Raw genomic sequence first — 25796 nt, forward strand, 5'->3', positions numbered from 1 at the left:
AGTCTCATCATGCATACAACACCCGCTCGCTATCGACAACAGATCGACATTGAGGGAGACGCCTACACCGCCGTCGACTTCCGTGGAATCGACCCGGCATCGCTTGCGCGCTTGCCCACTGTCCTTCTGCTGCTGCTCGAAAATGTGTTGCGCAATACGCAGGGCGAGGATCGCGACCAGGCCGTCTCCGCGATACTGGCCTGGCTCGATCAGGGCAGCAGCGTTGCAGAGGTTCCCTTTCTGCCGAACCGGGTGTTGATGCACGATACGACGAGCACACCGGCGCTGGTCGATATCGCAGCCATGCGAGACTACCTGGCGCGCGAAGGCGGCGATCCGTCCGCACTGACGCCTACCCTGCCGGTCGATGTATCCATCGACCATTCGCTGGCGGTCGAGGCATTCGGCCAGACCGATGCGGCGGAATTGAACATGGGGCATGAAATCCGGCGCAACTCGGAACGCTACCGTTTCCTGCGCTGGGCATCATCGGCCTTGCCCACGGTGCGCATCAATCCGCCCGGCACCGGAATCATGCACACCATCAACCTGGAGCAGTTGGCCACCGTGGTGACAACGCAGCAACGGGAAGACGGCACATGGATTTTCCCCGATATGCTGCTAGGCACCGACAGCCATACGCCCATGATCAATGGCATAGGCGTGCTGGGCTGGGGTGTGGGTGGTCTGGAAGCACAGACCGTGATGTTCGGCATGCCGACCATGCTGCGCATCCCCGATGTCATTGGGGTGCGCCTGATTGGCGCGAAGAACGACGTGGCGCAAGCCACCGACATCGCCTTGGCGGTGACGGAGCGGCTGCGCAAACTGGGCGTGGCCGGCGAATTCGTCGAGTTCCATGGGCCGGGTGTCTCCACCTTGTCCGCGGGGGACCGCGCCGTGATCGCCAACATGGCGCCCGAATACGGAGCGACCACCGGATTTTTTCCCGTGGACCGGCACACGCTGGACTATCTGCGAACAACCGGGCGCAGCGAAACGCACATTCGGCAAGTGGAAAGCTATATCCGGCAAATGGGACTATGGTTCGACCCAGACCGCCGGCCCACATACACCCAAACCATTGAGATCGACCTGAGCGCCATCGGCATATCGGTGGCCGGTCCCCGACGCCCGCAGGATCGCCGCGATTACTCCGAAACCGCGCAGGCCCTGGCAGAGATTGCGCATGACTTCGCTCCGGACCAGGCGAAAGAACTGCCCAGATACCCGGTGGGATTGGCGGCCATCACCAGCTGCACCAACACGTCGGATCCGCGCCTGCTGATCGCCGCCGGCCTGCTTGCCAGAAAGGCGCGGCAGCTTGGCCTGAAGGTGCCTGGCTGGGTAAAGACATCGCTGGCGCCCGGCTCGCCCGCCGCCGCCAGGTATCTGGAGCGCGCCGGCCTCTTGCCTGACCTGCATGCGCTGTGCTTTGACATCGTCGGCTACGGCTGCACCACCTGTATTGGAAACTCGGGACAGTTGCTGCCCAGCGTGCAGCAGGCGATGGATCTGAACCAGGCCAGGCCCGTCGCCATCCTGTCGGGCAACCGGAATTTCCCGGGGCGGGTCCATCCGGACCTGGATCTGGGCTTCCTGATGTCTCCGGCACTGGTGGTGGCCTTCGCGCTGCATGGCGATGCCAAGGTCAATCTGCGCGAACAGCCTGTGCAAATCACCGATGAAGGGCGGGAGATTTATCTGAAGGATATATGGCCCTCTGAGCAAGAGGTGTCCGAGGCGCTGCGGCTTTCGCAAGATCCCGGCGATTACGCATCCGCATTCCGGCAAGCTTCGCACAACCCCTTGTGGGATGGCCTGGAAGCGCCTGAAGGCCAGCTTTTCCCCTGGAGCGATGACTCGAACTATCTGCAGCCTCCTCCCTTTGCGGCAATGCGCGGGCAAAGCTTGCTGGGCCGCTATACGGCCTACCCCTTGATGATGGTGGGCGACGATGTGACCACGGATCATATTTCGCCGGCCAGCGCCATACCGTCCAAGAGCTTCGTGGCCGACTACCTGGTGGAGCGCGGGGAAAACCGCGCAGACCTCAATGTGTTCGCGGCGCGGCGGGGCAACTGGAAAGTCATGCTGCGCGGCGCCTTCCATAGCCGCGCCCTGAAGAACCTATTATGTCCGGAATGCCCGGTCGGCCATACGCTGCATATTCCCAGCGGGAAAATCCGCCCCCTGCACGAGGTGGCTGATCTCTACAAGCAGGATAAGCAATCGACGGTGCTGATTGCCGGCGAACGCTATGGCACAGGATCCTCGCGCGATTGGGCCGCCAAGGTTCTGCGCTTGCTGGGGGTGCGCGCGGTGCTGGCCCTTAGTTTCGAACGCATACACCGCTCCAATCTGATCGGCATGGGCGTCGTCCCCATCAAGCTGCCCAAGTCCTTGTCCGAAGGACCGTTGCGGATGATGCCCGGCGATACCGTGGAGCTGGATCTGGATCCCGCGACGCTCAAGCCGCGCTGCGCCCTGCAAGTCCTGATTCGGCGCGTCAATGGCACCACGGAAACGATCAAGGCGACCGCCGCCATTGAAACCATGCTGGAACGGGATTTCCTGCGTATCGGAGGCGTCATGCCAATGATACTGGACCGGGCTTTCAAGGAGCACGCCGCCCAGGACTAGAACATTCGCATACCGGCAAGCGGGGCTGATTTACCGAAATTCCGGTATAGTCACGGCATGCATATTGCGTGAATTGATCACGCTTGCACTTGCACATTGCCCGACCATGACCGATAAGCGCAAACGCCCTGCGCAACTGACTGTTACCGGCATCGACGATGCCCGGATCAGCCTGGCCGGCACGACCATCACGGCCGCATCCGGAGTTCAGGCACATCCCCTTCCTTCCAGAATCGCCTCGCGGCGGCGCGCGGCGGCGAACGATACGTCCGCGGCCAACCCCTGCCTGAGCTGCGGCGCCTGCTGCGCGCACTTCCGTGTCTCTTTCTATTGCGGCGAAGTCGCCGGCGAAAGCGGCGGCACCGTGCCGCCCGAACTGGTCAGCCAGGTCGGGCCCTTGCGCGCCTGCATGAAAGGAACCGAATACGGCGGACAGCGCTGCGTCGCCCTGCGCGGAGAACTGGGTCAGGAAGGCATCCATTGCGCCATCTACGAACAGCGCCCATCACCCTGCCGGGAATTCCCCGCCTGGATGGAAGACGGTTCGCCCAATCCGGATTGCCAGCGGCTGCGCAAAGCCATAGGCTTGCCGCCGCTGCCGCATCGCTCGGACGATGACGACCAGAATCCTACCAACACGCCTCCGCGCCGCGGCGACGTAGCGGCATAGCCATCAACGCTGGCTGCATGAAGCCAGCAGGGTTATGACCCCGGGATCGGCGCATGGCCCGCCAACGCCAGCACCGCCAGCGGTCCGACTGATCGGATGGGCTCGACTTGCTCCGGATGGCGGACGTAAAGCGTTCCGCCATACGACAAGGCATTGACTGAAACGTCGTAGGCGTGTTCGCGGCTACGCGGCACAATCAGCAGCCAATCGTCCTCGGCCAGCATATTGCAGGGCGGCAGCAGGCCGGCCTTGTCCGGCAGCAGATCAAGCTTACGACATGCCTTGTCAAATGCCGCATGCATGCTGGCGGCGGATTCTTCGACATCCCTGCCGGCCCCGCAAAGCGTACGCACAAAAAGATGCCTGGCCCGCAGCTCGGACTGCATGGCCGTCGCCAACCGCTCCGCTGCTTGCGGCAAATCACGCGTCAGGTAATGCAGGCTGGCATTGCCTGGCGCGGAAGGTATCCACTGAACATGCTTGTGACGCTGGCTTGCACCCGCCTCGGGGCCGCCGTTATAGAAACCCAGCCCGCCGGAATCCGACATGACCGTCGCAAGCGCCTTGAAGTCGTCCAGGGTCAAGGGCAGGCGCTGCTCTTCGAATTCGCGTCGGGCCAGCACCAAGTGGCGTTCGCAAACAGGGAACTTGTTCAAGATGGCCAGATGATATTCCCCGACAGGCCCGACGGTCAGGGCCGGTTCAGGCGACAGGAAAGGATTGAAATCCGGGTCGCGCGGGCCGCCGGGCATGGCGACTTTTGCCGCATCCTTGGCCGACAGCGAAGACACCCACCGCAAGGTAAAAGGCAGGTCCCGATCGTGCATCAGTATTTCTTGCGCATCGATGGGCTGCAGCGCGCCCTCGGCACGCGCCTGGGCGCTGCATCGGTCGACGGTTCGCATGAAAGCGGTGGCCATGTTGTCTCCCTTTCCGGTTGTTTATGGATGCCGGGGCATTGTAGGCCAGCGTGGCGGCTTTTGGAGCCGTCCCGGCTGCGGAGCTTGCCAGTCCGGCTTACCGATTCCCGAGAACGGCACCCCGTATTAACCCTGGTTTTCGCGCGTACAATTCTGGATTCCGGTGCGTCTTCGTCTTGTTTGGCCCGCCGGATTCAGACAACATTTTTGGAAGCAATGCATTTTGAGCACAAAACGAAGTAAACGCTGGAACGGCGAACTGGACTCGCTGGCACCGGAGTTCCTGAAAGAGGTTCTGGGCAAAATGGAAGCCTACGGCGATCGCGTACAGTTCGAGCAGCCGAACAAATCACCCCGCCCCAATTATCAGGTCATCAATCCATCGAACCGAAAGATGGGATTCGACGCCAAGCATCTCTTGCTGCGCCTGAATGAAGAGGGCAATGTGGGCGAACATCTCTCGTCCGAATTCACATTGGAAGCCATAAAGGCGGCGATCAGCGGCGCCGGCAGGAAGCCGGCAAGCAGCCGGACCTCAGCCGTTGCCCGGCGGCCCGCCGCAAGCGGCGGCGCCTCCCGCGCTGCGCCGGTTACGGCCGCCGCCGCGGCGGCGGACGAAATCGAACGCGGCAAGTACGCTTACTTCAAGACGAACCGCGAGTACCTTCCCGAAGGCATCACCCAATACTCGCAGCAAATCAGCGAGCTGATGCGGGGCGGAATGTCGGCGGAAAATGCCTTCGACACCATCGTCAAGCAGAACTTCTGACGTAGCGGCTCCAACGCGACACCGACCCGCTGCACCGCGCAGCGGGTCCATGCTCCCCGCCACGCACCGTTCCGGCGCGCGCCTGATGTCCCTTCTCCCTGTTTTGCACCACCACGACGCATAACGCGGCGCGGCTCGATGCCGCAATGTCCACGCAAACCAAGCTCCGGCTCCGTATCACAGCAAATAAAAAATTGGCACGGCTTTTGCTTTAAGCCTTGGGGAACACCACCGATCCCTTTTCCTATCCGGAGCCAAAATGAAACGCAGATTCATCCTTAAGCAAATCGCCGCCGCCAGCCTGCTTGCCGCCTCGGGCTGGGTGCCCCAGGCGCTCGCCGCCGACACGATCAAGGTGGGCATACTCCATTCCCTGTCCGGAACGATGGCCATATCCGAAACGTCGCTGAAGGACGTGGCCCTGATGACCATCGAGGAAATCAATGCCAAGGGCGGGGTCATGGGCCGGCAACTGGAGCCCGTCGTTGTCGATCCCGCATCCAACTGGCCCCTGTTCGCCGAAAAAGCCCGGCAACTGCTTGCGCAGGACAAGGTGTCGGTCGTTTTCGGGGCCTGGACATCGGTATCGCGCAAGTCGGTGCTTCCGGTCTTCAAGGAACTGAACGGATTGCTGTTCTATCCCGTGCAATACGAGGGTGAAGAGCTGGAGAGGAATGTGTTCTACACCGGCGCGGCGCCTAACCAGCAGGCCATACCGGCGGTGGAGTATTTGATGAGCGAAGACGGCGGCGGCGCGAAGCGCTTCGTCCTGCTGGGCACCGATTACGTCTACCCGCGCACCACCAACAAGATCCTGCGCGCCTTTCTGCACTCCAAAGGCGTAAAAGACAGCGATATCGACGAGGTCTACACCCCTTTCGGCCATTCCGATTATCAAACAATCGTGGCCAACATCAAGAAATTCGCCACCGGCGGAAAGACGGCCGTCATATCCACCATCAACGGGGACTCCAATGTGCCCTTCTACAAAGAGCTGGGCAATGCCGGACTGAAGGCGACCGACGTGCCGGTCGTTGCCTTCTCCGTCGGCGAAGAAGAGTTGCGCGGTGTGGATACCAAGCCGCTGGTCGGCCACCTGGCCGCCTGGAATTACTTCCAGTCGGTCAGGAACCCGGTGAACGCGGACTTCATCGCCAAATGGAAAGCCTACGCCAAAGCCAAGAACCTGCCCAATTCCGACACTGTGGTCACCAACGATCCGATGGAAGCGACCTACATCGGCATCCACCTGTGGAAGCAGGCCGTCGAGCAGGCAAAGTCGACCGACGTGGACAAAGTCATAAACGCCATGGGCGGCCAGACATTCGTTGCCCCCGACGGCTTTACCATCCAGATGGACAAGACCAACCACCATTTGCACAAACCTGTCTATATCGGCGAGATCAACGGCGATGGCCAGTTCAATATCGTGTGGAAGACGAAGGGCCCCATCAGGGCGCAGCCGTGGAGTCCGTATATCGCGGGCAACGAAAGCAAACAAGGGCTCTGAATGCGCGGGCTCTCCGGAGGTATGGAAACACTGCGCATGGTCGGGCTGCGCCTGGCCCTGGCGCTGCTGATGCTGATTCCGGCGCCCGCCGCGCTTGCGCTTGATGCCGGTTCGATCGACCAGGCGGTGCTTGCCCCGCTGATCGACGGCGATACCGCAGCCAGGCTGGAGATCATTTCCCGGCTTGGCCAGTCGCCCCTGCCCATGGCGGCCCAGGTACTGGAAGCGCTGGGCGGCGGCATGGCCTACGCCGATCCCCAAGGCCGGTTTCTGGTGCTGGACGCCGACAAGCTGGCAACGGACCCGGAAACCGGCCGGAGGACGGAACTGCCCGCCGACGCCAACGCCGTCATCGTCAACAATCGTTTAAGGCGCGCCATCAGCCAGGCCCTGGCCCTTGCGCACTTATTCGCGGCCGATCCGCAAGTACGCCTGTCCGCGGCGCGCCGCATGCAGCATGGCGGCGACCCGTCGAATATAGGCCTTATAACGCAGGCGATGGACAAGGAAGCCGACGGCGAAGTGAAGAAGGCGCTGCTAGTCGCACTGGCCAGCCTTGAGCTGAAGAGCCCCGAGGCGGAGGTACGCCTGCATGCCGTGCAAACGTTGGGAAATACCGGCAATGCCGAGTTTCGCCCCATCATGGCCAACCTGCTGGCCCGCCAGGATGCCGGCGCCTACACCGAAAGCAGCGAGGCCGTACGCGCCGCGGCGGCCGCCGCGATCGAGCGTATCGACAGCCGCCTGAAAAAAATCGAATGGGCAGGAAATCTTTTCTACGGCATCAGCCTGGGCAGCGTGCTCCTGCTTGCCGCGCTGGGGCTGGCCATCACCTTTGGCCTGATGGGGGTCATCAACATGGCGCATGGCGAGCTGCTGATGATAGGCGCCTACAGCACTTATGCCGTTCAGGTCTTGTTCCGGCAGATGGCTCCCGCATGGATGGACTGGTATGTTCTTGCCGCGCTCCCTGTCGCCTTCTTCATTACCGCGCTGGTCGGGATGGCGCTGGAACGGACCGTGATCCGCTGGCTGTACGGCCGCCCGCTGGAAACGCTGCTGGCCACATGGGGCATCAGCCTGATCCTGATGCAAGCGGTCCGGACCCTGTTCGGCGCGCAGAATGTGGAAGTCGGAAATCCTTCATGGATGTCGGGCGGCGTGACAGTGCTGGGCGGGCTGGTGCTGACCTACAACCGCATCGCCATCATTGTCTTCGCCTTGCTGGTCGTGTTCCTGATATGGCTGCTGCTCAATCACACCCGCCTGGGCCTTTTCGTCAGGGCCATTACCCAGAACCGCCGGATGGCCGATTGCGTGGGCGTGCCTACCGGCCGTATCGACATGCTTGCCTTCGGCCTGGGATCAGGCATAGCCGGGCTGGGCGGCGTAGCGTTATCGCAGCTCGGAAATGTCGGCCCCGACCTGGGGCGCAGCTACATCGTGGATTCCTTCATGGTGGTCGTCCTGGGCGGTGTCGGCCAGCTTGCGGGCACCGTGATCGCCGCGCTGGGCCTGGGAAGCGTGAATAAATTCCTGGAGCCCTGGACGGGTGCCGTCCTGGCAAAAATTACCATATTGGTGCTTATCGTGCTGTTCGTTCAAAAACGCCCGCAAGGGCTATTCGCTCCGCGCGGCAGGAGCGTGGAATGAGCGCCCTGCCAGCCTTCCCGCCGCCGCATTCCCTTCCCGCGGCGCGGCGGCGCCTGTTTTCGCCGCGCATATGGACAGGCCTGATCGCCGCGATGGTCTTCCTGGCGCTGCTGCCCTTGCTTAACCTGGTCTTTCCGCCCGGCCATCCCTTGCACATCTCGTCCTACGCCGTGGCCTTGATGGGGAAATTCATGTGCTATGCCATGGCGGCGCTGGCGCTGGATCTGGTCTGGGGATACACCGGCATCCTGTCGTTGGGGCACGGCCTGTTCTTCGCGCTGGGGGGCTATGCTCACGGCATGTACCTGATGCGCTCCATCGGCGGCGATGGCGTCTACAAGAGCCACGTGCCGGACTTCATGGTCTTCCTGGACTGGAACGACTACCCCTGGTACTGGGCGTTTACCGATCATTTCCTGTACGCCATGCTGCTGGTGGTCCTGGTCCCGGGCATCCTTGCCTTTGTCTTCGGCTATTTCGCCTTCCGCTCGAGAATCAAGGGGGTCTACTTTTCCATCATCACGCAGGCCTTGACCTTTGCCGCCATGCTGCTCTTTTTCCGCAACGAAACCGGCTTTGGCGGCAATAACGGCTTTACCGATTTCAAGCGCATTCTGGGCTATGACATTACGGCATCCGGCACACGCGCCGCGCTGTACTGGATCACCTTGGCGCTGCTGGCGGCTTCTCTGATATTTGCGCGCGCGCTCACCCAATCCAAGCTTGGGCGAGTCCTTACCGCCATACGGGACTCCGAAAGCCGCTTGCGCTTCATCGGCTATGAACCCCTGGGATTCAAGCTATTCATCTGGACGGTATCAGCGGTCATGTGCGGTATCGCGGGCGCTTTGTACGTCCCACAGGTCGGCATCATCAATCCCAGCGAAATGTCCACCGAAACGTCGATTGAAATGGTGATATGGGTGGCGACCGGCGGCCGCGGCACTCTGATAGGTCCGATCATCGGCGCCGGCGCGGTCAATGGCCTGAAAACCTGGTTCACCAGCGTGCTGCCGGAATTCTGGCTCTATGCCCTGGGCCTTATTTTTGTACTGACGACACTGTTCCTGCCTCAAGGCCTGGTGGGGCTTGCGCGCCAACTGCGCGTCCGGTATCTTAAGAGAAGCGCTATATGAAACTGCTTAGTGGAAATAAACCGGCGCCGGCGCCCACGGACGGGCCTGGCTCCGATGCCGCCTACGGTCATGTGGCGCAGCGCGACGTGGACCTGCGCCACGGGGTCATCCTTTATCTAGAGGGCATTACGGTCAGCTTCGATGGATTCAAGGCGCTGAACAAGCTCGACCTGGACATCAGTACAGGCGAATTGCGCTGCATCATTGGACCCAACGGGGCGGGCAAGACCACGATGATGGACGTAATAACCGGCAAGACCGCGCCGACGGCGGGCAGCGCTTTTTTCGGGCAGAACATCGACTTGACCAAGCTGGACGAGTCCCAGATTGCGCGCGCCGGCATCGGCCGGAAATTCCAGCGCCCCACCGTCTTTGAAAATCATACAGTCTTCGAAAACCTGGAACTGGCCCTGAAGACCGACAAAGGCGTTCGGCCCACGCTGTTTTCCCGGATTACCGCCCAGCAAACGGATGATATTCACGCCACCCTCGAACTCATACGGCTCAAGTCCGAAGCCCGGCGTCCGGCCGGGCTGCTTTCGCACGGACAAAAGCAATGGCTGGAGATCGGAATGCTGCTGATGCAGAAACCTTTGCTTTTGCTGCTGGACGAACCCGTCGCCGGCATGACCGACGCTGAGACCGAACGCACCGGAGAACTGCTCAACGAATTGAAAGGCCGCCACTCGCTGGTCGTCGTCGAGCACGATATGGATTTCGTCGCCAATATTGCCGGCGAAGGCAAAGTCACCGTGCTGCACGAAGGATCGGTGCTGGCCGAGGGTTCCATGGCGCAGGTGCAGGCCGATCCGCGCGTCGTCGATGTCTACCTGGGGCGCTGACATGCTTAACGTCCATAACATCAATCAGTACTATGGCGGCAGCCATACGCTGCGCGGGATTTCGCTAAGCGTGCGGCAAGGCGAATGCCTGGCTTTGCTGGGCCGCAATGGCGTCGGAAAGACGACCTTGCTCAAGTGCCTCATGGGTGTTCTGCCGGTTGCATCGGGCGGCATTGAGCTTGCGGGCGCCGACATTACCCGAATGGCCCCGCATCAACGAGCCGCGCTCGGTATCGCCTATGTTCCCCAGGGCCGCGAAATCTTTGCGCGGCTGACCGTTGAAGAAAACATCCTGATGGGCATGGCCGGCAAGCCGGCGTCCTCCGCGCGACGAATCAAAGAAGATGTCTTCGAGCTCTTCCCCGTGCTTAAAACCATGCTGGCACGCCGTGGCGGAGACCTTTCGGGCGGACAGCAGCAGCAATTGGCTATTGCGCGGGCCCTGGTGCAGGAACCCAGGCTCATCATCCTTGACGAACCCACGGAAGGCATACAGCCTTCCATCATCAAGGATATCGCCAAGGTCATACGCTTGCTGCGCGAACGCGGCGATATCGGCATTTTGCTGTGCGAGCAATACTTCGATTTCGCCCGCGGGCTGGCGGATCGCTTCATCGTTCTTTCGCGCGGCGAAGTGGTGGCGCAGGGAGACCGAACTGAAATGGACGGCGATGACGTGCGCAGGCATCTATCGGTATGAACATGCGTGAATGGCACGGCAAGCTGACGCTTGCTTTCTCGTATCCGAATTCGCGCGGCACCGTCCTTTCGGAGCGCCGGCACGAAGGCCCCCTGCTTGTACAAAAAGCCCTGTACCCCGAAGGCCCCGAGATCTGCCATGTAACCATACTTCACCCCCCTTCCGGTATTGCGGGCGGAGATTTATTATCAATCGACATTACGGTGCAATCGGGAGCCCATGCCTTGCTGAACACTCCGGGAGCCACGCGTTGGTACAAGGCGAACGGCAAAAGCGCTACCCAGAACACGAACATTGTCGTGAAGGCCGGAGCCTGCCTGGACTGGCTGCCGCAAGAGAATATTTTTTTCGAACAGGCCGATGCCCACACCAGCACACAGGTCCATCTGCACACAGGGGCGCGCGCAATAGGATGGGAAATCGTCCAACTGGGCAGCATAGAAAAATCTTCGCATTGGGATGAAGGCCGGATCTTGCTGAACACCGTGCTGACCCTGGATGAATGCCCCCTGTGGCAGGAAATCGGAGAGCTGCATGCGGATAGCGCCGTGCGCCACAACGTGAACGGCTTGGCCGGCTTCCCGGTACTGGCCACCTTATGGGCTTTCGGCCCCGCCATCGGCCGCGACGAGGCCGACCGCCTTTCCATGGATCTGCCATGGCAGGAAGAACTGCGGGCCGGCTTGACCCATATGCCGCTGTCCGACGGGCAAGGCCTTAGCCTGCTGCGTGTTCTTGGCACGCATGCGCAAGACGTGAAGGGGCTGCTCATCGCGCTATGGATGCAAATGCGCCCCTTGCTGCTGGGCGTCCAAGGCCGCCATCTGCGACTGTGGAATACCTGAAAAAAACCCGATAACCTTACCTGCGCGAGGATCGCATCATGAACCTGACCCCAAGGGAAAAAGACAAGTTGTTGATTTTCACCGCGGCTCTGCTGGCAGAGCGCCGCAAGGCGCGTGGTGTAAAGCTCAACTATCCCGAGTCGGTTGCCCTGATCACCGCCGAACTGATGGAAGGAGCACGCGACGGCCGCAGCGTGGCCGACCTGATGCATTACGGCACCACCATCCTGACGCGCGGGGACGTCATGCCAGGGGTCCCGGAAATGATCACCGATATACAAGTCGAAGCCACATTTCCGGACGGCACAAAGTTGGTGACCGTGCACAATCCCATCGTCTAAATGTATTCCAAGCCCTACGAAGCCACTTTCATCAGGAGCCTCAGATGACTACTCGTTCCACCTTGCAAACAGCGGGCCTGCATGCCGTCCGCATTGTCGCTCTTGCCCTGCCATCGAGCGCCACCCTCGCGCATCCGGGGCATGAGTCGGTCATGGGCGGCAGCATGTTCGCGGCGGGCATGCTTCACCCCTTGACGGGAACCGACCATCTGCTTGCCATGCTGGCGGTGGGCTTATGGGCTGCCCTGGCTCACAAGAGCCTTCGAGAGGCCATCTGGACGCCCATAAGCTTTCTTTGCCTATTGCTGGTGGGCGCGCTGGCGGGCATTGCGGGCATGAGCCTGCCGGCCGTCGAACCCATCATCATGGCGTCTTTGCTGGTGCTTGGCCTGCTGACCGCAAGCCGGATCGCCCTACCCGGCTGGGCGGGCGGCGCACTGGTCGGCTTCTTCGCCCTGTTCCACGGCCTGGCGCATGGCGCCGAACTGCCTGCCGGAAATGGCGTGGCCGCCTACATAGCCGGCTTCATGCTGGCTACGCTGATGCTGCATGCCGCCGGCCTGACCGCGGGCCTGGCTCTGAAAGGGCGCGCCGCCTGGTTGGCACGCGCGGCCGGCGCCGGCATCGCCGCATACGGCGCGGCCCTGTACACCATTGCAAGCTGATCCACGATCATCAATATCTCGCCAGGACGCACGCCATGATACCCGGAGAAATTCTTGTTGAAGACGGCGACATCGAACTGAACGCGGGGCGGCCCACCTGCGCGGTCGATGTCGTCAATACCGGCGACCGCCCCGTACAGGTCGGTTCCCACTACCATTTCGCCGAAGTCAACGCGGCGCTCAAGTTCGATCGAAAAGCCGCCCGCGGCTTTCGTTTGAACATTGCGGCCGGAACGGCCGTTCGCTTCGAGCCGGGCCAGAAAAAAACCGTCGAGCTGGTGGCGCTGGCCGGCGAACGCAAGGTTTACGGTTTCAACGGCGACATCATGGGAGCACTGTAATGCCTGTCATATCACGCCTCGCCTACACGGAAATGTTTGGACCCACCATCGTCGGCGGAGTGGGCGACCGCATCCGCCTGGCCGATACGCAATTGCTGGCTGAGGTCGAAAAGGACTACACGCTCTTTGGCGAAGAGGTGAAATTCGGCGGAGGCAAGGTCATACGCGATGGAATGGGCCAAAGCCAGCGCGACAGCGTCGACTGCGCCGATACCATCATTACCAACGCCCTGATCATCGATGCGATAAGCGGCATCGTCAAGGCCGACATAGGCATCAAGAACGGCCTGATTTCCGGCATAGGAAAGGCCGGAAATCCCGATATCCAGCCCGCCGTCACCATCATTGCGGGGCCGTCCACCGAAATCATCGCGGGCGAAGGCATGATCGTCACGGCCGGCGCCATCGACACCCACATCCATTTCATTTGCCCCCAGCAGTTCGACGAAGCGCTGGCCACCGGCACCACCACGCTGATAGGCGGCGGCACCGGCCCGAGCGCGGGTTCGTTCGCCACCACCTGCACGCCGGGGCCCTGGCATATCCATTCGATGCTATCGGCGCTGGACGCCTTCCCGATCAATATCGGCCTGCTGGGCAAGGGAAACGCCAGCGTACCGAGTCCGCTGTTCGAGCAGATCGAAGCAGGCGCCATTGGCCTGAAGCTTCACGAAGACTGGGGATCCACGCCGGCCGCCATCGACAACTGCCTATCGGTGGCCGACCAAACCGACGTGCAGGTCGCCATCCATAGCGATACCTTGAACGAATCGGGTTTTGTCGAGGACACCTTCAAGGCCTTCAAAGGCCGCTGCATCCACTCCTTCCATACCGAAGGCGCCGGCGGCGGCCACGCTCCCGACATCATCAAGGCGGCCGGGATGCCCAACGTATTGCCGGCCTCGACCAATCCCACCATGCCGTTCACCATCAACACCATCGACGAGCATCTGGATATGCTCATGGTGTGCCATCACCTGAACCCGTCCATTGCGGAAGACCTGGCGTTTGCCGAAAGCCGCATACGCCGCGAAACCATCGCCGCCGAAGACGTCCTGCACGACTTGGGGGCATTTTCGATCATGAGCTCCGATTCGCAAGCCATGGGGCGCGTGGGCGAAGTGGTCTTGCGCACCTGGCAGACGGCCGACAAAATGAAAGCGCAGCTAGGCACGCTTGAAGGCGACAGCGCTCGCTCCGATAACGAACGCATCAAGCGCTATATTGCCAAGTACACCATCAACCCCGCACTGGCCCACGGCATTGCCCACAAAGTGGGCTCCATCGAAGCGGGCAAGCTTGCCGACCTGGTGCTGTGGCGCCCCGCCTTCTTCGGTGTAAAGGCCCATATGGTGCTTAAAGGCGGAATGATCGCCGCAGCCGTCGTCGGCGACCCTGGCGCATCGATCGCCACACCTCAGCCGGTTCATTTTCGGCCCATGTTCGGCAGCTTCGGCAACGCGCTCAAGACCTCGCTGACCTTCGTGTCGCAAGCCGCAATGGCCAATCCCGCCTTGCATCAGCTGGGCCTGGGTAAAACGCTGGAGGCTGTGCATGGATGCCGCGACCTGGGCAAGAAGGACATGGTGCGCAACAACTGGCTGCCTCATATTTCGGTGGATCCGCAAACCTACCAAGTCATGGCCGACGGCAAGCTGCTGACGTGCGAGCCGGCCTCGATATTGCCCATGGCCCAACGTTATTTCCTGTTCTAAGCCATGCGTATCGTAAAAAAGCACCTTAGCGGCACGAGCATCGCCAAAGCCCTGTTGCGCAGCGCCCCGACAGCCGCACTGCCTTACAGCTTGCGGCGCCGCAGCCGCCAGACAATAACCCTGAACGACGGCGAGCAGATCGGGCTGGTTCTGGAGCAGGGAACCATCCTGCGGCATGGAGACGCGCTGCTGGCCGAAGACGGGCGGCTTATTCTGGTGCAGGCTGCCCCGGACGACGTATTGCGCATTACCGCCGAGAGCGATAGACAGTTGACGCGAGCCGCCTACCACCTGGGCAACCGCCACGTTGCGCTGGAAGTGGGCGAGGGCTATTTGCAGCTGGAATACGATCCGGTGCTGCGGGATATGCTGCGGCGATTGGGCGACGTGTCCGTCCGCCGGCTGGATGCGCCCTTCGAACCTGAAAGCGGCGCTTACGGCGGAGGCCACAAACATGGCCACGACGAAACCTTCAGCGAAGACTACGCGCTCGCCCAGGCCGCCTATGCGGCCCATGACCATCCCCATACACACGGACACGAGCACATGGAGGACCCTGATCATGAACACGTTCATGGCCAGGATTGCAATCATGGCGCCCACCACCGCCCGAAAGAAAATAGATGAGCGACATGCAAGCAAGCCAGCTCGCCGCCTTGCTCCAGTTGTCGTCGCCAGCCCTTCCGATCGGCGGATACAGCTATTCGCAAGGTTTCGAAGCCGCGGTCGACCATGGCCTGGTCAACAACGAAGACAGTGCGGGCCGATGGATAGCCCAACAACTGAATTGGGTGATGGCGCAAGGCGAAGCCCCGGCATGGATACTGTTGTTCGATGCCTGGTCGGACCGCGATTGGACGCAGGTCGCGCACTGGAACGACTGGTTTCACACAACACGCGAATCGCAGGAACTGCGCCAGGAAACCGAGCAAATGGGATGGTCGCTGGTCAAGCTGGCGGATCAGTTGAACTGGGGCGAGGCACCGGCCAGGCAGCAATTGCTCAGCCAAGCCAATATCGTCTATCCGGCCGCGCACGCTTATTGCGTCCATGCCCTGGATATCGCCAAACCCGCCGGGCTGGCCGCCTACTTGTTCACCTGGCTGGAAAACCAGGTCATGGCCGCCATCAAAACCGTTCCTTTGGGGGAGATGGCGGGCCAGCGTATATTAAATGATGTGCGCTCGCACATTCCGGCGGTGTGCGACGAAGCTTTTTCCCGCGCCGCCCATGCGCCGCCCCGCCTTGCTACCCTGGCTCCGCAACTGGCCATCGTGTCGGCGCGCCACGAAACGCAGTATTCCAGATTGTTCCGCTCCTGAGAGGCTCCTCATGCGTTCAACCCAACATGACACATCTACCGCCCCACTGCGCAGCAAGTCCATGCCTCCCTTGCGCGTCGGAGTCGGCGGTCCCGTCGGCTCCGGCAAGACCACCCTGCTTGAAATGCTGTGCAAGAGAATGTCGGCCAAGTATGATCTGATCGCCATCACCAACGACATCTATACCAAGGAGGACCAGCGTCTTCTGACGATTTCCGGAGCCTTGCCGGCCGAGCGCATCATGGGAGTCGAAACCGGAGGATGCCCGCATACAGCCATACGGGAAGACGCCTCGATCAATCTCGAAGCCATAGACCGGATGCTGCGGAAGTTTCCCGATGCGGACATTGTGTTCGTGGAATCGGGCGGAGACAACCTGGCCGCCACATTCAGTCCCGAACTTTCCGATCTGACCCTGTATGTGATCGATGTGGCCGCCGGAGAAAAGATCCCGCGCAAAGGCGGACCGGGCATCACCAAATCCGACCTGCTGCTGATCAACAAGACTGATCTGGCGCCTTATGTCGGCGCGTCGCTGGAGGTCATGCAAGCCGACGCTAAGCGCATGCGCGGCAACCGCCCTTTTGTGATGGGCAGCATCAAGGACGGAAACGGCCTGGACGAGATCGTCGCCTTCATCGAAAACGAAGGATTGCTGGCTCTGGAAAAACACCCGGGCGCGGATTGAAGCGCTGGATCGGCAAAACCGGACAGCCTGGCCGGAGAGCTCCTGACTTATCCACACAGACTGTGAATAAGCCTGCGTACAACTCGTGGGCATGTTGCTGAAACGTAATAAATACGCCGAATTCCGACGGTTGGTCAGAGACTACCCACACCTCGGTAACGTCAGGTTTCCCCTGGATATGTCTTTCCACAGGATACGCTTGAAATCTCGTCAGTTGTTGTCATGATGAAAGCTCACAGACCGCAATTTGAAGGAGATCGCATGCATAAACGCATCACCATCGCCATTTCTGCAGGCCTGCTGGCTCTCAGTGGGGCCGCCATGGCGCAACAGCAACAAGCACCCGCCCCAAGGCCGGGCATGACCGTGCCCACACCCAATTACTCCGACGCCCAGCTCGAACGCTTTGTAAGCGCCTCGCAAAAGGTGGCAATGATTTCCCAGGAATACACGCCCAAGCTGCAGGCCACGCAGGACGAAGCGACGAAGAAAAAAGTATTTGAAGAAGCCGACGGAAAAATGGTCAAGGCCGTTCATGACGAAGGCATGACCGTCGACCAGTTCAACGGGATCAATCAGGCGCTGCAACAGGATCCCAAGCTGGTGCAGCGCATTCAGAACATGGTGAAGTAAGAACTAGCTTCCACTCTTGCTTGCGACGGCCGTGGTCCAGCGCACGATTTCATCAATGGAGGCGGACGGCGCGCCCAGATGGGAAGCGTTCGGCTCGTAGAGCTTGGTCAGCGGGTTGCGAGGCAGCGAGTGGAACATGGCTGTCTTGTTTCGCAGCAAGCCTTTATAGTCGCCCGTGGGCCCCACATACAGGACTGGCGTTTTGGGGTCCATGTTTCTTGCGGCGATACCGTAGTTCATGGCACCGTCGGGCTCGAACCAGCCAAAGTAGATGGCGGCGGTGGTGGTAACCGGCGTCAGCCCTTTGCTGCCTTCATAATCGAAGAACTTTTCTTTGGCGGCCCCCTGCCCTTCCGCAATCATCTTCTTGGCCAGTTGGACCGATGGGCCCAGCTTGCCGACGAAGGTTTGTGATCCAGCGTCGCCTCCGGGCGCTATGGCGATGATTCCATCGACCCGATGCTTGTTGCCGTAATGCAGCGCAAACAGGCCGCCCTGACTGTGGCCCGCCACAAAAAGCGTTTTCGCGCCCCGGTTGCGCAAATCTTCGAGCGCCGCGTCGATTTCCTTTTCGGCGCCTGCGACATCCACGTCGTAATCCCGATTACCCGACCAGGGCATCTGAAGATTGGCGACGGCATAGCCTTTTCCCTGCAAGGATGAGGCCAATCAAGAAACATGGCGCGTGGGCGACCCGCCTTTGCCATGCATGATGACGATCCCCATTCCGTTCGAAGCCACACTGGACGATGATGTGGTAGCGCAGCCGCCAAGACCGGCCATGATGACAGCGCCGGCCATGACAGCGGCGATACGAGCTTTGGTCATACTTCCCCCTACGGCTTATCGATAAGCCTTGTTGTTGCTGTTGATGAACCTTTGCAGCGTGCTTATAAGAAATCAAGCCAGGCGCAGCTTCGCTCCCGCGGGGATATCAACCGAGGATGCCTCTTGCTCGCGATGATCCGAAGCCAGCATCTGCTGCTCGGGCTCTTGCATATCGAGCACCACATTGGGGCTGTTGGCGATTTTGAAGACCGACACGGCGTCAGCCAACTGCCGGGCCTGATCTTGCAGGGATCCCGCGGCGGCGGCGGCCTGCTCGACCAGGGCGGCGTTTTGCTGGGTGACTTCATCCATTTGCGAAACAGCCAGGTTGACCTGATCGATGCCGGTGGACTGCTCTTCGGAGGCGGCGGATATTTCCTTCATGATCTCGGTGACGCGCTGGACCGAAGCAAGCAGCTCTTGCATGGTGTCGCCCGCGCCTTCGACTTGTTTCGAGCCGTCGGAGACCTCGGTGATCGATGCCTCGATAAGCTTCTTGATCTCTTTGGCCGCTTCGGCGCTGCGTTGCGCCAACGATCGGACCTCGGACGCCACCACGGCGAAGCCGCGGCCCTGCTCGCCCGCCCGCGCCGCCTCGACGGCCGCATTCAATGCCAGGATGTTGGTCTGGAAAGCAATGCTGTCGATAACGCCGACGATCTCGCCGATCTTGCCGGAACTGCCTGAAATACGCTGCATGGTGCTCACAACATCGGTAACGGCCTGTTCCCCGCGCTGCGCAACCACGGAGGCGCTCGTGGCCAGCGTGTTGGCCTGGCGCGCATGTTCCGTATTCTGCTTTACCGTCGCGGCAAGCTGTTCCATGCTGGCGGCGGTTTCCTGCAAAGACGCCGCCTGCTCTTCGGTGCGGCTGGACAAGTCGGTATTGCCGGCGGCAATTTCAGCGGAGCCGATATTGATTTCATCCACGCCGGCCCGCACTGCGGCGATGGTGCGCGAGAGCGCCTGTTGCGTTCGCCGGACATAGTTGAACAGCACATGGACTTCGTTCTTGCTTTGCGCCGGAACCTGGGGAATGCGAGCAGTCAGGTCGCCCTGGCCAAGTTTTTCCATGCCTTCAATGACTTGGCGCACGGGGCGCAAGGTCATGGCCGCCAGCCAGCCCACCAGCAAAGAGATCAGCAAGGTTCCGATCAGCATCAAGCCCAATTGATAGGCCAAGTATATGTAGCTTTGCATCAGGAATTCGTCTTGATCACCCATGCCATATATAAGCCAGTCCCAGCCTTTGGCCGTATCCCAGGCGACAAACTTGGAACCGGCACTCTCGCCTTGGCCCAAGGCCACCTGCGCGAAGCCGGTCTGGTTCTTGTATAAGGCTTCCAGCGTGGCGACATCTTCCGCCGACATTTCGGTGCTGAGAGGGGCGCCAGCCTTACCTTGGGCTCCTGCGATCCGCACCCAGCCCTTGCCGTCGGCGCTACGGCGCAGGACGCCCAGAATGCCGTGGTCGGCCACCCGGGTTTTTGAGACCCATTCAAGCAAGGCACCCACCTGCTGGTCCACGTCGACGCGTACGGAGAAACCGCCATAGACCGCGCCAGATTCATCCTTAAGCGGCTGGATGCTCATGGCATACCATTTGCCGTTGCGCTGGACCACGCCGCTATAGGGCTGGCCCGAATCCAGAGTCTTGGCCAGCAAATCGTTGGCATCGACCGTGCTGCCCAAGCGCACATTGCCTTGCGCATCGCGCAACAGCGTCGCGGCGCGGACCCATTTATCGCCCGACCGCACGATGACTGCCGGATCTGCACCGGTATTTTCGTTCATGCGCATCAAGGTGTCGATGTCGCCGTTGACAATATGATCTTCGACCACCAGCAGCGGCACGGCCCCTCCTTCTTCGGTATCGGTGGTATTGCCGTCCAATACCGGAACTCCACCCAGTTCGCGCTCCAGGACCGGTATGAGCTGCCTGCCCTTATCGCTGGCGTTGTCGAAAACCAATTGCAGAGATTGCTCGACCCCGTGCAAGGCCGAGGTCATCTCGCGCTGTACCGTTTCAATGGCGGTGCTGCGACTTTGCCAGGCCATGACCGCCGCTATGGCAGCCATGACGACGACGGTTACAGCCGATGTGGCCAAGAACAGTTTGACAGCCAGGGAACGTCGAGCCAGCCATCCGCTGCTCATCGATGCGTCTTTGGAATGAACGCGTGTTGTTGTCTCCATCATGGCCCCTTTTTTGTAAGCCTATGCTTCTTATAAATAGCTTAACGTCTTGGCAGGACAAATCTTTACGGGCCCAGGCTTAGGTGATTTCCCGTAAATCGCGTGGATCATCCGGCCGATACAAGAAAGCCCAAAAAGATGCATTCATTTACATTATGCATATTTCAAGAAAATGCGCATCGGTATTTACGTATAGCTGGGGCTTACGTCGCATTAAAACGCAGCGGCCCCGAAAACAGGAGGAAAATCCAGTCTTCGGAGCCGCTGCTAAAGGCGGGGAATGGGCTGGGAAGCCTACATGGCCACGCTCAGGACACGCTGCATGAACTCGGTCACGGACATGGCCTGCCCATTGACCGTGACACCGTTGTTTTCATACAAGACGGAGGATGCTGCCGTATCGCCATCGACCCGGACCAGTCCGGCACCCTGCAACCGCGCCATATATTGATCGTAGATCATGGCGCCCATCATTTCCATCTGCAAGCGCTGTTGCGGGTCTGCTTGCGCCTGCCCGAACACCCCGATGAACATAGGCTTGAGCAGGCTGAAATCCAGTTGGACCTGCTTGAGTGCCTGTGTAAGCAGCACATCGGCATTCTTCTCGTCGGTGTCGGCGGGACGGGTCAGGTCGACCCGCAGGCTGGCCTTGCTCTGGCCGTCGACGTTCTTCCAGACGAGCTGCTCGATGGCGACCGACGGGTCGCTGGCCAGGACGGCCATCAATTTTTCACGCAGCACACGCTCTTCGTCGTCGCTGAGCACCAGATCCTGATCGTCCTGCCCGCCGTGCCTGAGCTGGATGGCGTCGTATTCGCCGGCCAGGGCCGACAGCGCGGCCACATCCAGGCGATTGGCCCTGACACCCAGAGACAAGCTGCCCAAATCCATGGGACCAACGGCAATACGGCCGAAATCGTAGCGTAGCGCACCATCCAGAATGTCGCCGGTCTGAACATTGTCCAGCTTGATGGCCAGCTTTTCGATGGCGACCGCCTCGTCCTTGGCATTATCCATGGTCAGGGTATCGGCGGTGGCGCTGCTATGCACTTGCATGCTGCTTTCGTCGCCGATGTCCGTCTTGCTGTCCAGGCGGATATTTTCTATTCGCAGGCTTTCGCCGGTTTGCGTGTTGGCCAGGGAGAAAGAATCGAATTGCCCCGTCGCCGAGCTGCTGTTGAAATCCTTGCCGAAATCAATGCTTATCGCCCCGCCGCTGAAACTGAGGGTATCGCCATCCTCGGCAAGTTCAGTGGGCGAGAATGTCCAGACGGAGTGGCCGCTGCCGCCGAAGCCGACACGGGTTTCCACATTAAGGGGCGATTCGCCCTTTTGGCTATCCATCCAGGCCTGAGTGGCAGGCGTGGCCGCAAGCCGCGCTCGGCTGTAGGCCAGCAACGGCGCCACATAGCCCGCCTGCAAGGCGCTCAAGGGGAAAGGACCATGCTGCAGGTGATCGTGCAGCGCGAGGTCGAGCGGCTTGCCGTCCGGATCTTTCATATGCACGGTATAGACCACATCGGAGGAGAAAAAACCGCGCTGGTAGTCGGCGATGCCGATTTTCACGCCGCCGTCCGTATCCGGACCCAGGTATCTGGCCAAGCGCGTATTGGCCTGCGCCACAGCGTGTTCTATGGTTTTCTGGGCTTCTTTTCCCACATACCATGTGGCGCCCAGATAGGCGACGCCCAGGACCACCACAACGCCGATCACCCCTGTACTTTTTTTCATTTTTACCTTGTATGCTGAAACCGAATCCACACTGTCATTTAAACATGAAAGCGCAACGGCGAAATGGCGTTCGCATTGCATGCCGGCCGAAACCTGCCTACCATACAACGCTGACCGATCCACAGCGAAACAGCACAAGAGAAAAACCGTCCATGACCAAGAATTTCGATTTTTATTTTGATTTTTCCTCGCCCTACGGCTACTTGGCCAGTACGCAAATCGAGGCGCTGGCCGCCGAGTTCGGTCGGCAGGTGAATTGGCATCCCATCTTGCTGGGCCCCCTGTTCAAGACCATGGGCTCGGCGCCGCTCACCGATATTCCCCTGAAAGGCAAATATGCCTTGCACGACTTCGAGCGCAGCGCCCGGCTGTTCGGCATTCCCTATTCGCAGCCCAAGGATTTTCCGATAGGCACGGTGGCGGCCGCGCGTGCCGTCCTGTATTTGCAGCGCAGCGCACCTGAAAAGGCTGTGGATTTCATCAAACGGCTGTACCGCGCCTATTTTGTGGAAGGACGGAATATCGGCGAGTCCGAAACAATGCTGGCCCTGGCGGCGGAAGAAGGCATCGACACAGCGGAACTGGCTAACGGCATCGCCCAGGAAGAAACCAAGAACCTGCTGAAAAAAGCCGTTTCGGACGCGATGGAGCGCGGCGTATTCGGCTCGCCATTCGTCTTTGCCGACGGCGAGCCGTTCTGGGGTTTCGACCGCTTCGACCATATCCGGAAGTGGTTGCGCAACCGTTCCTAAAAACGTGGCGGTAACAACGGGCTGGGGGCAAGATCCGCCCCCAGCCCGTTAAACCGATTAAAAACCAGTCACCAAACGATTATTCGCTGTCTGGCTGGTTGGACGGGGCCGCCTGCTGGAAGGCGGCAAGCTCGGCACAGGCCGCATCGATGCGAACTATGTTCGGAAAAGCGCTTTCATCGCAGCCGAAGCGGCGCGCATTGAAAAGCTGCGGAACCAGGCACAGATCGGCGAAAGTGACTTGATCGCCATGGCAGTAGCGGCCGGTTTCAGAACTGGCGGCCAGCATGGCTTCCACGGCTGCCAGGCCCTGCGCGATCCAGTGCCGGTACCAGGCGTTCTTGGCTTCTTCGTCCACGCCCATCTGGTGCTTCAGGTATTTGAGCACGCGCAGATTGTTCAAGGGATGAATATCGCAGGCAATGGTTTGCGCAATCGCGCGCACGCGGGCCCGCCCTTTGGCATCGCCGGGCAGCAGCGCCGGCGACGGATGGGTTTCTTCCAGGTATTCCAGGATAGCCATGGACTGGCCCACCGCCAGGTCGCCATCGACCAGCGTGGGCACCAGGGCCGTTGGATTCAGCGAACGGTAGCTATCCGACAATTGCTGTCCGCCATCTTTCATCAGATGGACAGGCACTGTTTCGTAGGCCAGGCCTTTCAGGTTCAGGGCTATGCGCACGCGGTAGGCGGCGGAGCTGCGGAAGTAGCTGTACAGCTTCATGGCGTGTCCTTGATCTTTCGGGATAGCTCTTTGGGCAGGGGGAAAGAGACATTTTCCGGCGTGCCGTCCAGGGTGCGCACGGAAATGGCGCCCAGCTCTTTCAAGCGCGCAATGACCTGATGGACCAGGACATCGGGCGCCGACGCCCCTGCCGTGACCCCGACACGCCTGGCTTGCGCCAGCCAGGCCGGATCGATCATGTCGGGCGTGTCGATCAGATAGGCCGCCGCACCCTTGCGTTCGGCCACTTCGCGCAAGCGATTGGAATTGGAACTGTTGGGGCTGCCCACGACCAGCACCAGGTCGCACTCGGGGGCCATGATCTTGACGGCGTCCTGGCGATTCTGGGTGGCATAGCAGATATCGCTTTTCTTGGGCTCCACGATGCTCGGAAACCGCGTGCGCAAAGCCTGGGCGACCACCGCCGCATCGTCCACCGACAGGGTGGTCTGGGTTACGAAAGCCAGATTGCCCGGGTCGCGCACTTGCAGGGCGGCCACGTCTTCCGGCGTTTCCACCAGATACATGCCGGCATCGGCCTGTCCCAGCGTGCCTTCGACTTCGGGATGGCCGCGGTGGCCTATCATGATGATCTCGCGTCCCGCCGCGCGCATGCGGGCCACTTCGATATGCACTTTGGTCACCAAGGGGCAGGTGGCGTCGAAAACCTTCAGGCCCATGGTTTCGGCCTCGGCCCGCACGGCCTTGGCGACGCCATGCGCCGAAAACACCACGATGGCGCCAGCCGGCGCCTCGTGCAGTTCGTCGATGAAGATGGCGCCCTTTTGCTTCAGGTCCTGAACCACGTAGCGGTTATGGACGATTTCATGCCGCACGTAGATGGGTGCGCCATGCAGTTCCAGCGCACGCTCGACGATATCGATGGCGCGATCGACGCCGGCGCAAAAGCCTCTGGGCTGCGCAAGCACGACTTCCATGCCGCTTTCCGGACTGTGTCCCGACATTACAAAACCCCCAACAAGGAAACTTCGATATGCAGATCCGCCCCCGCCAGAGGGTGGTTGAAATCGAACAAGACGGCATCGTCGCCGAACTGCTTCAGAACGCCCGAGTAGCGCCCGCCATTGGGCGCCGTGAACTCAACCATGTCGCCGGGCTGGAACTGATGGTCGGGATCGGCATGCTGGGCCATCATGCCGCGCGACACCCATTGCAGCAGGTCCGGATTGCGGTCGCCATAAGCTCCCGAAGCCGGCAGATCGAAGGCGAAACGCACACCCTCTTCACGCCCCAGCAGGCATTCTTCCATGCCGGGCGCCCATTGTCCCGCACCCATCTGCAAAGTGGCCGGCCGGCCGTCGAACGTGTTGGCGAATACGGATCCCGCCGCCGGGCCGGACCGGAGCTCGATGCGGTAATGCAGGGTCAGGTAGGAGTCCGGGCGGACAAAAGCTTTCACTGGATCGGAGGTAGAAGTCAAAATCTGTCACCGTAGAGGATTGTTGCCATTGCCCTATTTTAGAGCCTCTTATGCCCACACACATTCCAGGCGCGAAACCCGAGCGTCCGCGCGAGCGCTTGCTGGCCCACGGCGCCCACGTCCTGACCTCGCCCGAGCTGCTGGCCATCATCTTGCGCACCGGAATCAAGGGCTGCGACGCCGTCAGCCTGGGGCGCGGCCTTATAGAGCGGTTCAACGGCCTGCGAGGCCTGCTTTCGGCCGACGCCCAGACGCTGCTGTCCATACCCGGGCTGGGCATGGCCAAGACCTGCGAGCTCCTTGCCATCAATGAACTGAACCGCCGGGCCCTGGAAGAAGACCTGAAGGCCGGCCAGGCTCTGGACCAGCCTCAGCGCGTCAAGCACTATTGCACAGCCACACTGGGCCACCTGCGGGTCGAGCATTGCATGGCCCTGTACCTGGATAGCCAATTCCGGCTGATCATCGCCGAGGAAATCTCGCGCGGCACCCTGACGCAGGCGTCGGTCTATCCGCGCGAAATCATCAAGGCGGGCCTGCGGCATCATGCGGCGGCGCTCATACTGGCACATAATCATCCGTCCGGCATCGCCGAACCCAGCGAAGCCGACCTGGCGCTTACCCGGCACTTGAAAAACGCCCTGGCCCTGGTGGACATCCGCCTGCTGGATCACCTTATCGTCACCCCCGGCGGCTCCGTCTCGCTGGCCGAACGCGGGCAGATCTGAAGC

27 protein-coding genes are annotated in these 25796 nt (G+C 60.7%); 19 read left to right on the forward strand and 8 right to left on the reverse strand.

Going from position 1 to position 25796, the window contains the following annotated elements; translation table 11 throughout:
* Window positions 1-9 precede the first annotated feature (9 nt).
* Both acnA and V0R37_RS19570 read left to right on the forward strand, forming a co-directional pair.
* Complete coding sequence (acnA, locus tag V0R37_RS19565) at window positions 10-2643, forward strand: aconitate hydratase AcnA (protein ID WP_420376148.1); 2634 nt, start codon at window positions 10-12, stop codon at window positions 2641-2643.
* Between the two features lie 106 nt (window positions 2644-2749).
* Window positions 2750-3313, forward strand: a complete 564-nt coding sequence (locus tag V0R37_RS19570) for a YkgJ family cysteine cluster protein (RefSeq protein ID WP_420376149.1) — start codon at window positions 2750-2752, stop codon at window positions 3311-3313.
* 32 nt (window positions 3314-3345) lie between these two features.
* On the opposite strand, the gene V0R37_RS19575 is transcribed toward V0R37_RS19570, so the two are convergent.
* On the reverse strand, window positions 3346-4233 hold the full coding sequence (locus V0R37_RS19575; RefSeq protein ID WP_420376150.1) for an ATP adenylyltransferase family protein: 888 nt from the start codon (window positions 4231-4233) through the stop codon (window positions 3346-3348).
* A 223-nt stretch (window positions 4234-4456) separates the two neighbouring features.
* Here V0R37_RS19575 and V0R37_RS19580 point away from each other — a divergent pair, with 223 nt between their 5' ends.
* From V0R37_RS19580 to V0R37_RS19650, 15 genes are all read left to right on the forward strand, one after another.
* A complete protein-coding gene (locus tag V0R37_RS19580; protein WP_420376151.1) occupies window positions 4457-5002 on the forward strand; it encodes a hypothetical protein in 546 nt (181 codons plus the stop codon).
* Between the two features lie 259 nt (window positions 5003-5261).
* A complete protein-coding gene (gene urtA / locus V0R37_RS19585) occupies window positions 5262-6512 on the forward strand; it encodes an urea ABC transporter substrate-binding protein (protein ID WP_420376152.1) in 1251 nt (416 codons plus the stop codon).
* A gap of 21 nt (window positions 6513-6533) precedes the next feature.
* Window positions 6534-8165 carry an urea ABC transporter permease subunit UrtB gene (gene urtB / locus V0R37_RS19590; RefSeq protein WP_420376153.1) on the forward strand — a complete coding sequence of 544 codons (1632 nt, stop codon included), beginning with the start codon at window positions 6534-6536 and terminating at the stop codon, window positions 8163-8165.
* On the forward strand, window positions 8162-9301 hold the full coding sequence (urtC, locus tag V0R37_RS19595; protein WP_420376154.1) for an urea ABC transporter permease subunit UrtC: 1140 nt from the start codon (window positions 8162-8164) through the stop codon (window positions 9299-9301). The genes urtB and urtC overlap by 4 nt, the downstream gene beginning before the upstream one ends.
* Window positions 9298-10143: an urea ABC transporter ATP-binding protein UrtD gene (urtD, locus tag V0R37_RS19600; RefSeq protein WP_420376155.1), complete on the forward strand. Its 846-nt coding sequence runs from the start codon at window positions 9298-9300 to the stop codon at window positions 10141-10143. The genes urtC and urtD overlap by 4 nt, the downstream gene beginning before the upstream one ends.
* Window position 10144: 1 nt before the next feature.
* Window positions 10145-10843, forward strand: a complete 699-nt coding sequence (gene urtE / locus V0R37_RS19605; RefSeq protein WP_420376156.1) for an urea ABC transporter ATP-binding subunit UrtE — start codon at window positions 10145-10147, stop codon at window positions 10841-10843.
* Window positions 10840-11688 (forward strand): urease accessory protein UreD, encoded by an 849-nt coding sequence (locus tag V0R37_RS19610; RefSeq protein WP_420376157.1) that lies wholly within the window; start codon window positions 10840-10842, stop codon window positions 11686-11688. The genes urtE and V0R37_RS19610 overlap by 4 nt, the downstream gene beginning before the upstream one ends.
* A 38-nt stretch (window positions 11689-11726) precedes the next feature.
* Window positions 11727-12029 (forward strand): urease subunit gamma, encoded by a 303-nt coding sequence (locus V0R37_RS19615; RefSeq protein WP_420376158.1) that lies wholly within the window; start codon window positions 11727-11729, stop codon window positions 12027-12029.
* Window positions 12030-12073: 44 nt separating this feature from the next.
* A complete protein-coding gene (locus V0R37_RS19620) occupies window positions 12074-12694 on the forward strand; it encodes a HupE/UreJ family protein (protein WP_420376159.1) in 621 nt (206 codons plus the stop codon).
* A gap of 35 nt (window positions 12695-12729) precedes the next feature.
* Window positions 12730-13035, forward strand: coding sequence for an urease subunit beta (locus V0R37_RS19625; RefSeq protein WP_420376160.1), 306 nt, complete (start codon window positions 12730-12732; stop codon window positions 13033-13035).
* The gene (ureC, locus tag V0R37_RS19630) at window positions 13035-14750 is read left to right on the forward strand and encodes an urease subunit alpha (protein ID WP_420376161.1); all 1716 of its coding nucleotides are present in this window, start codon (window positions 13035-13037) and stop codon (window positions 14748-14750) included. Before V0R37_RS19625 ends, ureC begins: the two co-directional genes overlap by 1 nt.
* 3 nt (window positions 14751-14753) lie before the next feature.
* Window positions 14754-15377, forward strand: a complete 624-nt coding sequence (ureE, locus tag V0R37_RS19635; protein ID WP_420376162.1) for an urease accessory protein UreE — start codon at window positions 14754-14756, stop codon at window positions 15375-15377.
* The gene (locus V0R37_RS19640) at window positions 15374-16072 is read left to right on the forward strand and encodes an urease accessory protein UreF (protein WP_420376163.1); all 699 of its coding nucleotides are present in this window, start codon (window positions 15374-15376) and stop codon (window positions 16070-16072) included. Before ureE ends, V0R37_RS19640 begins: the two co-directional genes overlap by 4 nt.
* A gap of 10 nt (window positions 16073-16082) precedes the next feature.
* The gene (gene ureG, locus V0R37_RS19645; protein ID WP_420376164.1) at window positions 16083-16760 is read left to right on the forward strand and encodes an urease accessory protein UreG; all 678 of its coding nucleotides are present in this window, start codon (window positions 16083-16085) and stop codon (window positions 16758-16760) included.
* Window positions 16761-17021: 261 nt separating this feature from the next.
* Window positions 17022-17393: a DUF4168 domain-containing protein gene (locus V0R37_RS19650; protein WP_420376165.1), complete on the forward strand. Its 372-nt coding sequence runs from the start codon at window positions 17022-17024 to the stop codon at window positions 17391-17393.
* Window positions 17394-17396: 3 nt separating this feature from the next.
* On the opposite strand, the gene V0R37_RS19655 is transcribed toward V0R37_RS19650, so the two are convergent.
* From V0R37_RS19655 to V0R37_RS19670, 4 genes are all read right to left on the reverse strand, one after another.
* On the reverse strand, window positions 17397-18062 hold the full coding sequence (locus V0R37_RS19655) for an alpha/beta hydrolase (protein ID WP_420376166.1): 666 nt from the start codon (window positions 18060-18062) through the stop codon (window positions 17397-17399).
* Window positions 18063-18221 (reverse strand): hypothetical protein, encoded by a 159-nt coding sequence (locus V0R37_RS19660; protein ID WP_420376167.1) that lies wholly within the window; start codon window positions 18219-18221, stop codon window positions 18063-18065. It lies immediately after the preceding gene.
* A 72-nt stretch (window positions 18222-18293) separates the two neighbouring features.
* Complete coding sequence (locus V0R37_RS19665; RefSeq protein ID WP_420376168.1) at window positions 18294-20420, reverse strand: methyl-accepting chemotaxis protein; 2127 nt, start codon at window positions 20418-20420, stop codon at window positions 18294-18296.
* 291 nt (window positions 20421-20711) lie between these two features.
* The gene (locus V0R37_RS19670; protein ID WP_420376169.1) at window positions 20712-22148 is read right to left on the reverse strand and encodes a YdgA family protein; all 1437 of its coding nucleotides are present in this window, start codon (window positions 22146-22148) and stop codon (window positions 20712-20714) included.
* A gap of 152 nt (window positions 22149-22300) precedes the next feature.
* On the opposite strand from V0R37_RS19670, the gene V0R37_RS19675 reads away from it, so the two are divergent.
* The gene (locus tag V0R37_RS19675; protein WP_420376170.1) at window positions 22301-22900 is read left to right on the forward strand and encodes a 2-hydroxychromene-2-carboxylate isomerase; all 600 of its coding nucleotides are present in this window, start codon (window positions 22301-22303) and stop codon (window positions 22898-22900) included.
* A 79-nt stretch (window positions 22901-22979) separates the two neighbouring features.
* Here the strand turns inward: V0R37_RS19675 and maiA are convergent, their stop codons facing one another.
* Genes maiA through V0R37_RS19690 form a run of 3 tightly spaced genes read right to left on the reverse strand, consistent with a single transcriptional unit; the run spans window position 22980 to window position 25065 of the window.
* A complete protein-coding gene (gene maiA, locus V0R37_RS19680; protein WP_420376171.1) occupies window positions 22980-23624 on the reverse strand; it encodes a maleylacetoacetate isomerase in 645 nt (214 codons plus the stop codon).
* On the reverse strand, window positions 23621-24589 hold the full coding sequence (ispH, locus tag V0R37_RS19685; protein WP_420376172.1) for a 4-hydroxy-3-methylbut-2-enyl diphosphate reductase: 969 nt from the start codon (window positions 24587-24589) through the stop codon (window positions 23621-23623). The genes maiA and ispH overlap by 4 nt, the downstream gene beginning before the upstream one ends.
* Window positions 24589-25065, reverse strand: coding sequence for an FKBP-type peptidyl-prolyl cis-trans isomerase (locus V0R37_RS19690; protein ID WP_420376173.1), 477 nt, complete (start codon window positions 25063-25065; stop codon window positions 24589-24591). Before V0R37_RS19690 ends, ispH begins: the two co-directional genes overlap by 1 nt.
* 50 nt (window positions 25066-25115) lie before the next feature.
* On the opposite strand from V0R37_RS19690, the gene radC reads away from it, so the two are divergent.
* Complete coding sequence (radC, locus tag V0R37_RS19695) at window positions 25116-25793, forward strand: RadC family protein (RefSeq protein ID WP_420376174.1); 678 nt, start codon at window positions 25116-25118, stop codon at window positions 25791-25793.
* Window positions 25794-25796 lie beyond the last annotated feature (3 nt).

The organism is Pollutimonas rozaliensis (genome assembly GCF_048751585.1).
Taxonomy (GTDB): Bacteria; Pseudomonadota; Gammaproteobacteria; order Burkholderiales; family Burkholderiaceae_B.

Bases quoted from the DNA above. Each gene is read 5' to 3' on its own strand.
- acnA (WP_420376148.1), top strand. From the start codon at position 10: ATGCATACAACACCCGCTCGCTATCGACAACAGATCGACATTGAGGGA.
- V0R37_RS19570 (WP_420376149.1), top strand. From the start codon at position 2,750: ATGACCGATAAGCGCAAACGCCCTGCGCAACTGACTGTTACCGGCATC.
- V0R37_RS19575 (WP_420376150.1), bottom strand. From the start codon at position 4,233: ATGGCCACCGCTTTCATGCGAACCGTCGACCGATGCAGCGCCCAGGCG.
- urtA (WP_420376152.1), top strand. From the start codon at position 5,262: ATGAAACGCAGATTCATCCTTAAGCAAATCGCCGCCGCCAGCCTGCTT.
- urtB (WP_420376153.1), top strand. From the start codon at position 6,534: ATGGAAACACTGCGCATGGTCGGGCTGCGCCTGGCCCTGGCGCTGCTG.
- urtC (WP_420376154.1), top strand. From the start codon at position 8,162: ATGAGCGCCCTGCCAGCCTTCCCGCCGCCGCATTCCCTTCCCGCGGCG.
- urtD (WP_420376155.1), top strand. From the start codon at position 9,298: ATGAAACTGCTTAGTGGAAATAAACCGGCGCCGGCGCCCACGGACGGG.
- urtE (WP_420376156.1), top strand. From the start codon at position 10,145: ATGCTTAACGTCCATAACATCAATCAGTACTATGGCGGCAGCCATACG.
- V0R37_RS19610 (WP_420376157.1), top strand. From the start codon at position 10,840: ATGAACATGCGTGAATGGCACGGCAAGCTGACGCTTGCTTTCTCGTAT.
- V0R37_RS19615 (WP_420376158.1), top strand. From the start codon at position 11,727: ATGAACCTGACCCCAAGGGAAAAAGACAAGTTGTTGATTTTCACCGCG.
- V0R37_RS19620 (WP_420376159.1), top strand. From the start codon at position 12,074: ATGACTACTCGTTCCACCTTGCAAACAGCGGGCCTGCATGCCGTCCGC.
- V0R37_RS19625 (WP_420376160.1), top strand. From the start codon at position 12,730: ATGATACCCGGAGAAATTCTTGTTGAAGACGGCGACATCGAACTGAAC.
- ureC (WP_420376161.1), top strand. From the start codon at position 13,035: ATGCCTGTCATATCACGCCTCGCCTACACGGAAATGTTTGGACCCACC.
- ureE (WP_420376162.1), top strand. From the start codon at position 14,754: ATGCGTATCGTAAAAAAGCACCTTAGCGGCACGAGCATCGCCAAAGCC.
- V0R37_RS19640 (WP_420376163.1), top strand. From the start codon at position 15,374: ATGAGCGACATGCAAGCAAGCCAGCTCGCCGCCTTGCTCCAGTTGTCG.
- ureG (WP_420376164.1), top strand. From the start codon at position 16,083: ATGCGTTCAACCCAACATGACACATCTACCGCCCCACTGCGCAGCAAG.
- V0R37_RS19650 (WP_420376165.1), top strand. From the start codon at position 17,022: ATGCATAAACGCATCACCATCGCCATTTCTGCAGGCCTGCTGGCTCTC.
- V0R37_RS19660 (WP_420376167.1), bottom strand. From the start codon at position 18,221: ATGACCAAAGCTCGTATCGCCGCTGTCATGGCCGGCGCTGTCATCATG.
- V0R37_RS19665 (WP_420376168.1), bottom strand. From the start codon at position 20,420: ATGATGGAGACAACAACACGCGTTCATTCCAAAGACGCATCGATGAGC.
- V0R37_RS19670 (WP_420376169.1), bottom strand. From the start codon at position 22,148: ATGAAAAAAAGTACAGGGGTGATCGGCGTTGTGGTGGTCCTGGGCGTC.
- V0R37_RS19675 (WP_420376170.1), top strand. From the start codon at position 22,301: ATGACCAAGAATTTCGATTTTTATTTTGATTTTTCCTCGCCCTACGGC.
- maiA (WP_420376171.1), bottom strand. From the start codon at position 23,624: ATGAAGCTGTACAGCTACTTCCGCAGCTCCGCCGCCTACCGCGTGCGC.
- ispH (WP_420376172.1), bottom strand. From the start codon at position 24,589: ATGTCGGGACACAGTCCGGAAAGCGGCATGGAAGTCGTGCTTGCGCAG.
- radC (WP_420376174.1), top strand. From the start codon at position 25,116: ATGCCCACACACATTCCAGGCGCGAAACCCGAGCGTCCGCGCGAGCGC.